At 63.6% G+C, this 13471-nt stretch carries 12 protein-coding genes and 1 tRNA gene; 7 read left to right on the plus strand and 6 right to left on the minus strand.

The window, feature by feature from the left end; genetic code table 11:
- The first annotated feature begins 26 nt into the window (after positions 1 to 26).
- Positions 27 to 731 carry a response regulator transcription factor gene (locus NKI46_RS15375; RefSeq protein ID WP_023670063.1) on the plus strand — a complete coding sequence of 235 codons (705 nt, stop codon included), beginning with the start codon at positions 27 to 29 and terminating at the stop codon, positions 729 to 731.
- 71 nt (positions 732 to 802) lie between these two features.
- Here NKI46_RS15375 and NKI46_RS15380 read toward each other — a convergent pair whose 3' ends face one another.
- Both NKI46_RS15380 and NKI46_RS15385 read right to left on the minus strand, forming a co-directional pair.
- The gene (locus NKI46_RS15380; RefSeq protein WP_023670062.1) at positions 803 to 973 is read right to left on the minus strand and encodes a hypothetical protein; all 171 of its coding nucleotides are present in this window, start codon (positions 971 to 973) and stop codon (positions 803 to 805) included.
- 33 nt (positions 974 to 1006) lie between these two features.
- Positions 1007 to 1339: a hypothetical protein gene (locus tag NKI46_RS15385; protein WP_023670061.1), complete on the minus strand. Its 333-nt coding sequence runs from the start codon at positions 1337 to 1339 to the stop codon at positions 1007 to 1009.
- Between the two features lie 331 nt (positions 1340 to 1670).
- Between NKI46_RS15385 and NKI46_RS15390 the strand changes: the two genes are divergently transcribed.
- Positions 1671 to 2132: a L,D-transpeptidase gene (locus NKI46_RS15390; RefSeq protein ID WP_023683946.1), complete on the plus strand. Its 462-nt coding sequence runs from the start codon at positions 1671 to 1673 to the stop codon at positions 2130 to 2132.
- Positions 2133 to 2296: 164 nt separating this feature from the next.
- Here NKI46_RS15390 and NKI46_RS15395 read toward each other — a convergent pair whose 3' ends face one another.
- Together NKI46_RS15395 and NKI46_RS15400 are read right to left on the minus strand one after the other, a co-directional pair.
- Positions 2297 to 5380, minus strand: coding sequence for an efflux RND transporter permease subunit (locus NKI46_RS15395; protein ID WP_023696405.1), 3084 nt, complete (start codon positions 5378 to 5380; stop codon positions 2297 to 2299).
- Positions 5377 to 6681 carry an efflux RND transporter periplasmic adaptor subunit gene (locus tag NKI46_RS15400; protein ID WP_352746837.1) on the minus strand — a complete coding sequence of 435 codons (1305 nt, stop codon included), beginning with the start codon at positions 6679 to 6681 and terminating at the stop codon, positions 5377 to 5379. Before NKI46_RS15400 ends, NKI46_RS15395 begins: the two co-directional genes overlap by 4 nt.
- 149 nt (positions 6682 to 6830) lie before the next feature.
- On the opposite strand from NKI46_RS15400, the gene NKI46_RS15405 reads away from it, so the two are divergent.
- The 5 genes from NKI46_RS15405 to NKI46_RS15425 all read left to right on the plus strand — a co-directional run bounded on the left by NKI46_RS15405 (position 6831) and on the right by NKI46_RS15425 (position 12058).
- Positions 6831 to 7367: a TetR/AcrR family transcriptional regulator gene (locus NKI46_RS15405; protein ID WP_023670057.1), complete on the plus strand. Its 537-nt coding sequence runs from the start codon at positions 6831 to 6833 to the stop codon at positions 7365 to 7367.
- A gap of 331 nt (positions 7368 to 7698) precedes the next feature.
- A complete protein-coding gene (locus tag NKI46_RS15410; protein ID WP_023734628.1) occupies positions 7699 to 8487 on the plus strand; it encodes a 3-hydroxybutyrate dehydrogenase in 789 nt (262 codons plus the stop codon).
- 140 nt (positions 8488 to 8627) lie between these two features.
- Positions 8628 to 9446, plus strand: a complete 819-nt coding sequence (locus tag NKI46_RS15415) for a chromate resistance protein ChrB domain-containing protein (RefSeq protein ID WP_023683941.1) — start codon at positions 8628 to 8630, stop codon at positions 9444 to 9446.
- Positions 9443 to 10834, plus strand: coding sequence for a chromate efflux transporter (chrA, locus tag NKI46_RS15420; protein ID WP_023742910.1), 1392 nt, complete (start codon positions 9443 to 9445; stop codon positions 10832 to 10834). Before NKI46_RS15415 ends, chrA begins: the two co-directional genes overlap by 4 nt.
- A 237-nt stretch (positions 10835 to 11071) precedes the next feature.
- Complete coding sequence (locus tag NKI46_RS15425) at positions 11072 to 12058, plus strand: methyltransferase (RefSeq protein WP_023742909.1); 987 nt, start codon at positions 11072 to 11074, stop codon at positions 12056 to 12058.
- Positions 12059 to 12068: 10 nt separating this feature from the next.
- On the opposite strand, the gene NKI46_RS15430 is transcribed toward NKI46_RS15425, so the two are convergent.
- Positions 12069 to 12145, minus strand: a tRNA-Arg gene (locus NKI46_RS15430).
- A gap of 107 nt (positions 12146 to 12252) precedes the next feature.
- The gene (locus tag NKI46_RS15435) at positions 12253 to 13416 is read right to left on the minus strand and encodes a M20 aminoacylase family protein (RefSeq protein WP_023742908.1); all 1164 of its coding nucleotides are present in this window, start codon (positions 13414 to 13416) and stop codon (positions 12253 to 12255) included.
- Between the last annotated feature and the right edge of the window lie 55 nt (positions 13417 to 13471).

Genomic DNA, 13471 nt, shown 5'->3' on the forward strand with positions numbered 1-13471 from the left:
GGTTGCGGGGGAACGGGAAGAAAAACATGGCTGCACGATCCGTCATCGCGCTGGTTTCCGTCGCCGATGTGGTGGCCGGCGATCTTGCCGATCATCTCGACCGGCGCGGCCATGACGTGCGCGAGGCGCGGCAGCCCTGGGAAGCTGAATCCCTGCTTTCGGCCGGAGGCATCGATATCGTCATCGTCGGCGACAGCCTCAGCCAGGCGGAAGGGCGGGACCTGCTCAGGCGTTATGGCGGCGGCCAGAGCGCGGACGGGAAGGCGGGGCCGGATTTCATCCTGATCTGCCGGCCGGCCGATCTGGTCGACAAGGTGCTGGCGCTCGAGCTTGGCGCCGCAGATGTCGTCGAAAGTCCGCTCAATGTCAGGGAGCTTGCCGCGCGCATCGGCGGCCTGCTGACGCGGCGCGGCAGGTCCGCCCAGGAACTGATCGTGCTGGAAAATGCCACCGTCGATTTGCGGTCGGCCATCGTCATGCACCGTTCGGGTACGGAAGAACAGCTGTCGCCGGGCCAGGTGGCGCTGCTCAGGCTGTTTCTGGCCAGCCCGCGCAAGGTGCTGACGCGCGACGACATCATTGCGGCGGCGCCCGCCGAAAATGCCGATGCCTTCGACCGCTCGATCGATTCGCGCATCGTGCGGCTGCGCCGCAAGCTCGACACCGAAACCATCACAACTATACGCGGCGCAGGCTACCGGTTCGACCCGCCGACGCAGCGCGCCGACTGAGGGTCGGGAGGCTGGATTGTTCCTCGGCTCGCCCAAAAAAGCTGCGCAATCTCGGGCGCCATGCATAGGCGTCAGCGCACCACCAGAAGCGATGGTCCCGACGGCAATTCGCTGGCGACTACGATTTCGCTGGCGGCATGCGCGCGGTCCTTCAGGAGAACCGTGGCGAGACCGGCAAAGCCGAGCAGGCCTTGTGCATAGAGCAGTACCGAAAGCACGGAGGCTGCAGATTTCGTCTTCATCGGTTGTCCCCAAAAATCAGAACCGCGGGTGCTTCAGGATAAACCCGAAGTGCCCGCGTCGCCCACGGAGCCCCCCGTTGCGACGCGGGCCTTCGGTCCTCTCGGCAGCAAGTTGCCGGAGGGGCCGCGCATCCACTTCAACCCGAGGCCGACCCGCCAGAGGGCCCTGAGACGGTTGATGCGCAGACTGGAGACAATCCAGACCAAGGCTATGAACAGCGCGGCATGCAGCGTCGAAATCTCACCCGAATTCATCACCGCCAGTTTCGTCATCGGGGTGCCGGCTACTGTGCCGATGCCGCCGACGACAAATGCGGCGATGCTTATCCTGAAGAGCCAGGACAGGGTGGTCGATTTGATGCTCATTTTCGTTGGCGCCGGCTGTTCTCGTTGGGATGACTGTGCCGCGAGCCTGTAACCAGATCATGCCGCCCAGGCCGCGCTTTGTTGCAAGTCGGTTTCGAGCGAAGCCAATCTTCTTTCATATAAGGACATCAGCACTTTCGTTTGGGGGCGCGGTGCGTGATCGGGAGTGCGCAGCGAAGGCGGAGCACGCTTCCCTTGTCCACCTTGCTTGTTAACCAGAGGAAACAGATTCGAAACACAAACGAGCCTCAGCGAAGTCAGTCTGAAACATGGCGCGGGGATAAGGCGGCCACCGAATTGACGCCGGCAGGACCGGCAAAGAGGAGCCATCATGTACAAAGCCATTTCCGCCAAACTCATCAACGTCACCGCCGCAGCCGGCGGCGCCGCGCTTCTGCTTGGCACCGCCAACAGCACCGCCCATGCCGCGGCAAACCAGATCGTGGCGCGTGTTTCGCTGTCGCAGCAGACCATGGAAGTGCTGGTCGATGGCCGGCCGACTTTCGCCTGGAAGGTCTCGACCGGCGACAGTGCGCATGTCACGCCGACCGGCTCGTTCAAGCCGACCCGCATGCACGAGATGTGGCATTCGAAGAAATACGACAACGCGCCGATGCCGCATTCGGTCTTCTTCAGCGGCGGCTACGCCGTGCATGCGACCAACGCCATCAAGCGGCTGGGACGGCCGGCGTCGCATGGCTGCGTGCGGCTGCATCCCGACAATGCCGCCGACTTCTACCAGTTGGTCGAAACCTTCGGCCCGACCAACACCAGCATCGTCATCGTCAAGTAGCAGACTGCGTTTGGAGCGATGGTGCAGCGCAGCCGGCCAGGTCATGCCGCACCGCAAGTTCCCGCCTGAAGCTCCATCAGAGCTTCGCGGTAAATCAATCCAGTCAAAAAAGAGGCCGGAAATTTCCGGCCTCTTTTCGTTTGTTCGCTAACGCCGTTCGCAGCTCAGTCCGCGTGCACCGGCATCAGCTTCGGGTCTGGCTTTTCGGCGTGGTGCGGCAGGTCCTTGCTGGCGATGAAGGTGTAGAACATCGGCACCACGAACAGGGTGAACATGGTTCCGACCAGGATGCCGGTGAAGATCACGAGGCCCATCGAATAGCGCGCCGCCGCACCAGCACCACTGGACACGATCAGCGGCACGACGCCGAGCGCCATCGCCGCTGTCGTCATCAGGATCGGCCGCAAGCGCACCTTGGCCGAGGCGACGATCGCATCGCGCCGCCTCATGCCATGCAGCTCGCGCTGCTGGTTGGCGAACTCGACCAGAAGAATGCCATGCTTGGTGATCAGACCTATCAGTGTGATCAGGCCGACCTGCGTGTAGATATTGAGCGTTCCAAGCCCCAGATTGAGCGGCACGATGGCGCCAAAGATCGACAGTGGCACCGCCATCATGATGATCAGCGGGTCGCGGAAGCTTTCGAACTGCGCCGCCAGCACCAGATAGATGACGATTACGGCGGCTGCGAACGCGATAAGGATCGTGTTGCCCTGCTCCTTCTCCTGCCGGGACTGGCCGGAATAATCGATGAAGAAGGTATCGGGCAGGCTCTCCTTGGCAAGGTTCTCCAGGGTCTGCAGCCCGTCGCCCGTGGTGACGCCGGGAAGCGGCAGCGCTGATATCGTCGCCGAGTTCAGCTGGTTGAACTGCTCGATCGCGGCCGGCGCGGCGTTGGTCGAAATCTTCACTACCGCTGAAAGCGGCACCATTTCGCCGGTCACGCTACGCACGAAATATTCGCCGAGCTTCTCGGGATTGTCGCGGAATTCCTTCGGCACCTGCGGGATGATGTCGTAGCTGTTGGAGTCGCGGTCGAACTGAGCCACTTCGGCGCCGCCGACCAGCAGCGTCAGCGTCTGGCCGATGTCGGCGATCGGCAGGTTGAGAGCCGCCGCGCGGTCGCGGTCGATGGTCACCGTCACCTGCGGAGCGTCAAAGGACATCGAGTTTTGCACGACGATGAAGCGGCCGGAGGCCTGCGCCTTGTTCTTAATCTGCTCGGCCGCCTCGTAGACCTCGGCGGAACCACCGGTCGAGCGCACCACCATGGAGATCGGCAGGCCGCCGCCGGAGCCCGGCAGCGTCGGCGGCGCGAAGACGAAGGCCTCGACGCCGGCCACCTTGCCGAGGCGTCCCTGGATATCGGCTTGAAGCTCCTTTGAGTTGCGCTGGCGCTCGGCCCAATCCTTGAAGGCGAAGCCGACAAAGGCGCCGTTGGTGGCGCCGCCAAAGGCAACGGCAGAGAATTGCGCCCTGGTTTCGGGAATGTCCTTCACCAGGCCGAGGATCTGGTTGACGTAGGTCTCGGTGTAGTCCGAGGTCGCGTAGCGCGGTGCCGTCACGATCGACAACAGGAAGCCCTGGTCCTCTTCCGGCGCCAGTTCGCTCGAGGTCTTGGTGAACATGAAGCCGGTGAGCGCAACCAGCGCCACGACCATCAGCAGTGTCACCGGTCGATTTCTCAAGGAGGCGGTGACCGCCCGCTCATAGACATGCTCGACACGGCTGAAGGTTCCGTCGACGACGCGCTGGAAGCGACTGTGCGATCCCGCCTTGAGCAGACGCGCCGCCATCATCGGCGTGATGGTGACGGCTATGAGGCCGGACAGCACCACCGAACCGGCGAGCGTCACCGCGAACTCGCGGAACAGCGCGCCGGTCAGGCCGCCGGTGAAGGCCAGCGGCGCGAACACGGCGGCGAGCGTGATGGTCATGGCCACGATGGCGGAGAAAATCTCGCGCATGCCGTTGAAGGCCGCCTGCATCGGCGACATGTGGTCCTCCTCCATGTGGCGATGAATGTTCTCCACCACCACGATAGCGTCGTCGACGACAAGGCCGATGGCCAGCACCATGGCCAGCAGCGACAGAAGGTTGATCGAATAGCCGACCGCAAACAAAAGAAAGCAGACGCCGACCAGCGACAGCGGGATGGTCACGATCGGCATCATCACCGAGCGGAATGAGCCGAGGAACAACAGGATGACCACGACGACGATGGCGACGGCTTCGGCGATGGTCTTGAACACTTCATCGATCGAGGCGCTGATCTGTTCGGTGGAATCGTAGACGATTTCGATGGTCATGCCTTTCGGCAGCGTCTCTTGAATCAAAGGCACGATCTTGTGGATCGCCTCCGCCGTTGTCAGCGGGTTGGCGGCCGGCGTCGGGAAGATGGCGAGGAAGGTGCCGGGCTTGCCATTGAAGCTCACCCTCGTGTCGGTGCTCTCGGCGGCAAGCTCGACTCGCGCCACGTCGCGCAAGCGCACCACCTGGCCGTCCGTCGAGCGCAGCGGAAGCTCGGCAAAGGCCTCAGGCGTCTGCAGCGTCGAGCGAACCGTGATCGAGGAGACGACATATTCGTTCTCGGTGTTGCCGGGCGCCGACAGGAAGTTGGAGTTGTTGATCGCCGCCAGCACTTCGGCGGCGGTGACGCCACGCGCAGCAAGCTTGACCGGGTCGATCCAGACCCGCATCGAATATTCCTCGGCGCCGAAGATCTGCACGTCGGCGACACCTTCGACCGTCGACATGCGGGGCCGCACGACGCGCTCGATATATTCGGTGAGCTGCTCCTTGCTCATGTTCGGATTCTGCATCGAGATGTACATCATCGCGAACTCTTGGCCGGTGCCCTTGACGATGACCGGGTCCTTGGATGCATCCGGCAAGGTGCCGCGTACGCCCTGCACCTTCGACAGGACCTCGGTGAGCGCGACATCCGGATTGGAGCCGAGCTTCATCTGGACGACCACAGTGCTCGAAGACGGCCGGCTGGACGAGGTGACGTAGTCGATGTTCTCGGTCGAGGCGACGGCCCGCGCGATCGGGGCGGAGATAAAGCCCTGGATCAGGTCGGCGCTGGCGCCGGGATAGGCGGTGGTGATGGTGATCGCCGTCTCGTCAACCTTGGGATACTGCCGGATCGACAGGTTGAAGATGCCCTGGAAACCCAGGAGCAGGATCATGCAGGCGAGGACGGTGGAGAGGACCGGCCGGCGAATGAAGATGTCGGAAAAGTTCATTGCTGAGCCTGCTGGTTAGCCGACTTGCTGGGGTCAATGGTGTTGTCGACAGCGACGGACATGCCGTTGAAGAGACGGTTCTGACCGGCGGTGACGACCTCGTCACCGGTCTTGATGCCCTCGATGATCTCGACCATGCCGTCGTTGCGGCGGCCGGGCTTCACGAACACCTGCGACAGCACGAGCGCCGGCTTTTCCGGTTCTGCCGCGGGCTTCGCGGGGTCGACAGCCGGCTTGTCCGCGGGCTTCGCCGCGGCGTCTTCGGCAGCCGGTTTCGCGTCTGCCGGCTTTGCATCTGCCGCCGGCTTTGCTGCGTCGGCCCCCGCGGCAGGCTTTTCCTCGGGTTTCGCGGCTGGGGCGCCTTCCGCCGGCTTCGCCGGAACGACGACGAAGACGAAGTCGCCATAGAGGCTCGACGTCAATGCCGTCTGCGGCAAGGACAGAATGTTTTTCTCCTGCGGCAGCTCGACGCGAACCTGGACGAACTGGCCGGGCGTCAGCTTGCCGTCAGGGTTGGCGACCTCGCCGCGGACGGACACCAGGCGGCTTGAAGCGTCGATCTTGGGATCGATGCCGCGAATGGAGCCGGCAAACGGCATGTCGGCGCCGCCGCCGGTGCCGCCGAGGCCGAGCCGCACCGCCTGGCCTATCTTGAGCAGCGGCAGCTGCTGTTCGGGTACCGAGAAATCGACCCGCATGGTGTCCAGATCCTGCAAGGTCACCACTGCGTTGCCGGGCGAGAGATATTGGCCGAGGTCGATCTTGGGGATGCCCACGGTGCCGGCGAACGGCGCCGTCAGCTGCTTCTGATCAAGCACGGCCTGCAGCTTGTTGACCTGCGCCGCGGAAGCCGATGCAGCGGCTTGAGCGGTGTCGAGCGTGGCGTCCGTGCCGACGCCGCGCCGTTGCAGTTCCAGCGCGCGTTCGAGTGCCGTCTTGTCGGACACGGACTGCGCCTTGGCCGCGACGAGATCCGCGCGTTCGACGGCATCGTCGAGCTGCAGCAGGACCGAATCGGCAGGCACCTTCTGGTTGGCATGGAAAAGGATGTCCTTGACGATGCCGCTGGTCTCGACGGTAAGGTCGACACCGCGCACGGCGCGTACCGTGCCGATCGCCTCGACGCCCGGCGTCCAGTCGGAAGGCTTGACGACAACCGTCGATACGGTCGTCGCCGGCGGCTTCATGGTGGCGAAATACTGTTTGATAGCGTTGTCGCGGAACAGGTTGAAGCCGACAACGCCGACGCACACCAAAGCGAGCAGAAGCAGAATTGCGGTGATAGAGATGAAGCGCTTCACGAACTGTCCCCTCGGCCGATGTCCGGCAAAATAGCCGAATAGCGGGACACTTATCGACGCCAGGTCCCGATTACAAATGACGGCGAACTTACTGTACCGTCTGGACGGTCTTGTCAATTCCGCCTAGGCTGGTGCGGGGGAAGGGATCGATGAAGACCCAAAGGGCAAATTCGCGCGACAAGATACTCGCCGCCGCCGCCGATGTCGCACGCGAGACCGGTCCCGGCAGCCTGTCGCTTGACGCCGTCGCCAGCCGCGCCGGCGTGTCGAAAGGCGGCCTGTTATATAACTTTCCGACCAAGGCCAAACTGATGCAGGGCCTGGTGGAGAATTACCTGCGCGCGTTCGAGCTGGCGCTGGAATCGGGCCGTGTCGCCGGCGCCAGCGGCGAGAGCCTGCTCGCCACCTATATCCGGCTCTCGGCGGATGATTGCGAGGAGCCGAAGCCGACGGCTTCGTGGATATTCTCGGCGATCGCCGAGGATCCGGATTTCCTGACGCCGATAAAAGCCTTCAAGTCGCAGCTGCTGCAGCGGCTGAAGAGCGAGACGCCGGACCTCAAGACGCTGCTGGTCTGCTTTCTGGCCATCGAAGGGCTGCGCAGCATGAACCTCTTCGATTCCGACGTGCTGTCCGCCGACGAACGCCACTTGCTGGTATCGGCCCTGCTGGAGATTGCAGGATAGCTCAGGGCGTCGCGTCGAAGAAGCGATACGGGCCGGGCGGAAGGACGGTTGGTGAGCGGCATGGCATAGGCACGCATCACGACATCGGCGATTTCAAGCTACAGCCCCCCTGATTCGTTGGATGATGGTTCAGGAATGACTGCGCGAATGCGCGGCCGACTATGTTGCGCCGCACCATAACACTGCCGTGTCAGCCTTGAGGCGGCGCTCGGCGAGGCCGGCAAAGCGCGTTTTAGGGCTGTGATGGCGCCGACATATGGTTATGGCATTGTCATGTTGCGGCGCACAAACTATGTGCCTTTGTAGTAGTCCTAACAGTCGCGAGATCTCCATGGGTTCCCTTTCTTCCAAGAATGCGCTCGTCACCGGATCGACCAGCGGCATTGGCCTGGCCATTGCCCGCGCCCTTGCCGCCGAGGGCGCCAACGTCACGATCAACGGCCTTGGCGAAGCCGCGGCGATCGAACAGGAGCGCGCCGGCATCGAGAAGGATTTCGGCGTCCAGTGCCGCTACTCCGGCGCCAACATGATGGACGGCGCAGCGGTGACCGCCATGCTGCGCGAAGCCGAGCAGGCCTTGGGCAGCCTCGACATTCTGGTCAACAATGCCGGGATACAGCATGTCGCGCCAATCGAGGAGTTTCCCGACGACAAGTGGGAAGCCATCATCCGCATCAATCTGCTTGCCGCCTTTTACGCGATCAAGGCCGTGGTGCCCGGCATGAAGGCGCGCAAATGGGGCCGCATCATCAACACCGCGTCGGCGCATGCACTGGTCGCCTCGCCGTTCAAGTCGGCTTACGTCTCGGCCAAGCACGGCATAGCGGGTCTGACCAAGACGGTAGCGCTGGAAGTCGCGCAGGACGGCATCACCGTCAACGCCATCGCGCCCGGCTATGTCTGGACGTCACTGGTCGAAAAGCAGATCCCCGACACGATGAAGGCGCGCGGCATGACCGAGGAACAGGTCAAGCGCGACGTGCTCCTGGCGGCACAGCCGACGAAGCAATTCGTCACCGTCGAGGAGCTCGCCGCGCTGACACTGTTTCTGTGCTCGGACTCGGCCAGGCAGATTACCGGCACGACTTTGCCGATGGATGGCGGCTGGACGGCGCAGTAGGCGCGCTCCCCCGGCGCCGCTCTTTCCTTGACAAAGACGAAAGATCAATCCAGCATTGTGGCAAGGGGTTCCTTCGCGACGACCCCGTGAGGCGTCAGCCCAATGATCGCGTCCAAACTCTCACTCTGGAGGTGGACGCCATGCCGTCAACAACCGCAATCACCGTAGCGCAGCTTTCCCGCCTTGTCGGTCTGTCCGACGCGCCTGTTCTTGTCGATGTCCGCATCGACGAAGACTACGACGTCGATCCGCGGCTGCTTCCGGCCTCGTGCCGGCGCGACTTCAAGTCTGTTTCGAGCTGGGCGGCCGAGTTCACGGGGGCTCATGCTGTCGTCATCTGCCAGAAGGGGCTGAAGCTCTCGCAAGGCGTTGCCGCATGGCTGCGCCATGAGGGCATTGCTGCCGAATCCCTTGAAGGCGGCTTCGAGGCGTGGCAGGCGGCCAAGGGACTTCTGGTCAAGGCCGACAAGATACCGCCCCGCGACGACAAGGGCCGCACGGTCTGGGTGACGCGTGCCCGCCCCAAGGTCGACCGCATCGCCTGTCCTTGGCTGATCCGCCGCTTCGTCGATCCCTCGGCGGTGTTCCTGTTTGTCGAGCCGTCTGAAGTGCTGGCGGCCGCCGATCGGTTTGGGGCGGTTGCCTTCGACATCGACGACGTGTTCTGGAGCCATCGCGGCGAGCGCTGCACCTTCGACACGATGATCGAAGAGTTCGGGTTGCGGTCCGAAGCGCTCGATCGCCTTGCGCTGATCGTGCGTGCAGCCGATACGGCGCGCCTCGATCTCGTACCGCAGGCGGCCGGGTTCCTCGCTGCATCGCTCGGGCTGTCGCGCATGTTCCGCGACGATCTCGAACAGCTTGATGCCGGCATGCTGCTCTACGATGCGTTCTTCAGATGGTGCCGCGATGCCACTGACGAAACCCACAATTGGCCCAGCGCGGGCAAAGCGCCATGAGCGCCCTCGCCGCGGACGACGATGCACAGGCTACCGAGGCTCCGATCGTCCCGACCTTCCGCCAAGCCGCGAAACTGTGGGCAAGGATCGGCCTGCTCTCCTTCGGCGGGCCGGCCGGACAGATCGCGCTGATGCACAAGGAATTGGTCGAGGATCGCCGCTGGATCGGCGAGCAGCGGTTCCTGCATGCGCTCAACTACTGCATGCTTCTGCCAGGCCCCGAGGCACAGCAGCTCGCCATCTATATCGGCTGGCTGCTGCACCGGACCGCCGGCGGCCTCGTTGCCGGCATCCTGTTCGTGCTGCCCGGTGCGTTTGTCATGCTGGGCCTCAGCATCTTCTACGTGCTTTACAATGATGCGCCCGTCATCGAGGCGCTGTTTTTCGGCATCAAGGCGGCGGTGCTGGCCGTCGTCGTCGAGGCGGTCCTCCGCATCGGCAAACGGGCGCTCAAGAACCGGGTGATGATGGCGATCGCGGTGGCCGCGTTCCTTGCCATCTATGTCATCAGGCTGCCGTTTCCGCTGATCATCCTGGTTGCAGGGCTGACCGGCTGGATCGGCAACCGCTTGGCACCGGCGCGTTTTTCCGGAGCCGCACGCGGCAAGGACAATTTGCCCGATGTCAGGGGCGCCGTCGACGTCATGTTCGAACGCGGCGAACTCGCTCACACCAAGCCGACGAAATGGCACGCGCCGCGCACCATCGCGATCTGGCTGCCGATCTGGCTCGGGCCGGTCGTACTGATCCTGGCGCTGACCGGCCCTGCCAGTGTTTGGGCACAGCTTGGCGGCTTCTTCAGCCTGATGGCGGTGGTCACATTCGGCGGCGCCTACGCCGCGCTCTCCTATGTCGCGCAGGCAGCCGTGACCTCGTTCGGCTGGCTGGCGCCGGGTGAAATGGTCGATGGGCTTGGCCTGGCCGAGACGACGCCGGGACCATTGATCCTGGTGCTGCAATTCGTCGGCTTCGTCGCCGCCTATCGTCACGCCGGTGCGATGGGACCGCTTGTCGCCGGATCGCTCGGCGCATTGCTGACGCTCTGGGTGACGTTCGTGCCGTGCTTCTTCTGGATCTTTCTCGGTGCCCCCTACATCGAAGCGCTGCGCGGCAACAAGGCACTGTCGGCGGCGCTGAGTGCGATCACGGCGGCTGTCGTCGGCGTGGTGATGAACCTTGCGCTGTGGTTCGCACTGCATGTCGTCTTCGGCGCGGTGCACCGCGTTGGCCTGGGCATGGAGGTGCCGGTGCTGTCGTCGCTGGATTGGCGTGCCGCGCTGCTGGCGGCAGCCGCTATGGTCGCCATGCTGAAACTGAGGATCGGCATGCTGCCGACATTGGCCGGCTCGGCGCTGGCCGGACTGGCGCTGCTGGCCTTGCCTGCGTAGCGTCCGAAGGCGCGACCACCCATTATCACAGCCGGATTTTTGAGGTATGCCGGGCCGGCGCACAACGGTCGCGGGCGCTGGTAGGATCAGCGCTGGCCCCGGAGATACCCTTTACGTCGAACCCGATACCGCCAAGCTGAACCTGCTCGACGCGGAGAGCGGCGCGCTGGCGAACTGATTTGACGAGGTTGGCCGAGCTGTTCAAAGTCGATCCTGGATCGCACAACGGGATATGACATGGTGGATTCCGATCGGATCGACAAGCTGATCGCAGGGGTGCCCCCCGCCTTGGCGCTTCGTGCCGGGCTGGACCTTGGCATCTTCACCTGGCTCGGCGGCGATGCTGCGACTGCCGACAGCCTTGGGGCAGCGCTCAAAGTCGAGCCCGCTCGTCTGTCGCGGCTCCTCTACGCGCTCGCCAGCATAGGTCTCCTCGACGTCGAGGATGGTCAGTTTCGCAACGGAGCCGAAGCGTCGGAGTTTCTTGACGCGTCCAAGCCGACCTATCGCGGCGGCGATCATGTGCTGCTGCGCGAACTCTGGGGAGCCGACCTTTTGACCGCAGAGTCGCTGCGGCAGAACCGGCCGGCCGCGCTGCACGACTTTTCCGAAGCGGGGCCAGAATCCGCAGCGGCCTTCAGCCGCATGCTCGCACCGGGAGGGGTGATTTTCGGCCGAAATCTCGCCCGTGAACTGGACTTCTCGGCGGTCAGTTCGGTGATCGACATCGGCGGCGGCGCCGGGACCATTCTGGTCGGTCTTCGCGAGCGATGGCCGCATATTGCGGCGACTTTGATGGAACTCCCGACGGTCGCGGCGGTCGCACCAGCGATCCTGTCGGAATACGGTGCCGGCGATGTGGTTGTCGAAGAAGGCGACATAACGGTCGCGCCATCGACCGGCCGGCATGACTTGGCAATCCTGAAGGCTGTCGTCCAGGTCCTGCCGCCGGACCAGGCGCGCAGTTCGATCCTGAACGCGGCGCGTTGCCTCACCCAAGGAGGCGAGATCGCAATTGCGGGGTGGGGTGTCGTCGATGACGACCGTCTCGGCCCGCCTGAGGGTGTCTTTCTCAATCTCACCTTCCTGAACCTTTACCGCGCAGGCGAATCGTACACGGAAGGTCAGTATCGCGGGTGGATGGCCGAAGCTGGGTTCCGGGATATCTCCAGGTCGCAGCTGACCGACGGCACCACGTTGTTTCGTGGGCGCCTCACGGACTGATCGTGGCTGCTGGTGATCCCGACAGGAATCGAACCTGTGACCTACAGATTAGGAATCTGCCGCTCTATCCTACTGAGCTACGGGACCACGCGGCCCGACACATAGCCGCTTCCGATCGTTTCGCCAAGAGGGCTCGCCGAAGGCAATGAAGAGGCCGGCCGAAGGCAATTCGGCCGGCCTTTCGGCGGCATATGTCAGGCTGCGAGCGCCGTTTCGGCCAGTTTTACCCAGTAGCTCATGCCGTGCGGGATGACTTCGTCGTTGAAGTCGTAGGCCGGATGGTGGAGGCCGGCGGTCTCGCCATTGCCGATGAAGATGAAGGCGCCAGGGCGGGCTTCCAGCATGTAGGAGAAGTCTTCGCCGCCCATCACCGGCTGGATGGCGCGGTGGACCTGGGTGTCGCCGGCGACATTTGCCGCGACATCGCCGGCAAAGACCGTTTCTTCCGGATTGTTGAAGGTCACGGGATAGTTGGCGTCATAGTCGACGGTGATCGTCGCGCCGAAGGCGGTGGCTATTCCTTCGCAGATGGTGCGGATGCGCTCTTCCGATTTCTTGGCGATCTCTTTCTTCAGCGTTCGCACCGTGCCGGCGATCTCGGCGGTCTCGGGAATGACGTTGTAGGCGTCGCCGGCGTGGAATTTCGTCACCGAAACCACCACCGCCTCGACCGGATCGGTGCTGCGCGAAGCGACCGTCTGCAGGGCGCCGACCAGCTGGCTGGTGATGACGATCGGGTCGATCGTGCCGTGCGGCATCGCCGCATGGCCGCCGCGGCCCTTCACGGTGATGGTGAACTCGGCGGTCGCCGCCATGATCGGACCCGGCCGGATGGCGAACTGGCCGACCGGCAGGCCCGGCATGTTGTGCATGCCAAAGACGCGCGAAATGTCGAAACGCTCCATCATTCCGTCCTTGACCATCTCGTTGCCGCCGCCGCCGCCCTCTTCGGCCGGCTGGAAGATAACCGCGACCGAACCGGCGAAATTGCGCGTTTCGGTCAGATATTTGGCGGCGCCCAAAAGCATCGCCGTATGGCCGTCATGGCCGCAGGCGTGCATTTTGCCAGGCACGGTCGAGGCATAGGGCTTCCCGGTGATCTCGTTGATCGGCAGCGCGTCCATGTCGGCGCGCAAGCCGATGGTCGCGCCTTGCCCCTTGCGGCCATGGATGATGCCGACGACGCCGGTCTTGCCGAGGCCCGTCACCACGTCGTCGCAGCCGAATTCCTTCAGCTTCTCGGTGACGAAGGCGGCGGTCTTGAAGACATCGAAATTCAGTTCTGGCGTTTGGTGCAGATGGCGTCGCCAGCCGGCAACTTCATCCTGCATCTCGGCGGCGCGGTTGAGAATCGGCATAATGGTTCCATCTCGCTGTTGGAGCAGACGATCTGGCCTGCTTGATTGCAATTGT

The sequence above is a fragment of the Mesorhizobium sp. M0615 genome (assembly GCF_040320805.1).
GTDB lineage: Bacteria > Pseudomonadota > Alphaproteobacteria > Rhizobiales > Rhizobiaceae > Mesorhizobium.

Coding starts and splice junctions, on each gene's coding strand:
- chrA (WP_023742910.1), top strand. CDS start 9,443: ATGAGCGCCCTCGCCGCGGACGACGATGCACAGGCTACCGAGGCTCCG.
- NKI46_RS15405 (WP_023670057.1), top strand. CDS start 6,831: ATGAAGACCCAAAGGGCAAATTCGCGCGACAAGATACTCGCCGCCGCC.
- NKI46_RS15425 (WP_023742909.1), top strand. CDS start 11,072: ATGGTGGATTCCGATCGGATCGACAAGCTGATCGCAGGGGTGCCCCCC.
- NKI46_RS15395 (WP_023696405.1), bottom strand. CDS start 5,380: ATGAACTTTTCCGACATCTTCATTCGCCGGCCGGTCCTCTCCACCGTC.
- NKI46_RS15435 (WP_023742908.1), bottom strand. CDS start 13,416: ATGCCGATTCTCAACCGCGCCGCCGAGATGCAGGATGAAGTTGCCGGC.
- NKI46_RS15410 (WP_023734628.1), top strand. CDS start 7,699: ATGGGTTCCCTTTCTTCCAAGAATGCGCTCGTCACCGGATCGACCAGC.
- NKI46_RS15385 (WP_023670061.1), bottom strand. CDS start 1,339: ATGAGCATCAAATCGACCACCCTGTCCTGGCTCTTCAGGATAAGCATC.
- NKI46_RS15390 (WP_023683946.1), top strand. CDS start 1,671: ATGTACAAAGCCATTTCCGCCAAACTCATCAACGTCACCGCCGCAGCC.
- NKI46_RS15375 (WP_023670063.1), top strand. CDS start 27: ATGGCTGCACGATCCGTCATCGCGCTGGTTTCCGTCGCCGATGTGGTG.
- NKI46_RS15415 (WP_023683941.1), top strand. CDS start 8,628: ATGCCGTCAACAACCGCAATCACCGTAGCGCAGCTTTCCCGCCTTGTC.
- NKI46_RS15380 (WP_023670062.1), bottom strand. CDS start 973: ATGAAGACGAAATCTGCAGCCTCCGTGCTTTCGGTACTGCTCTATGCA.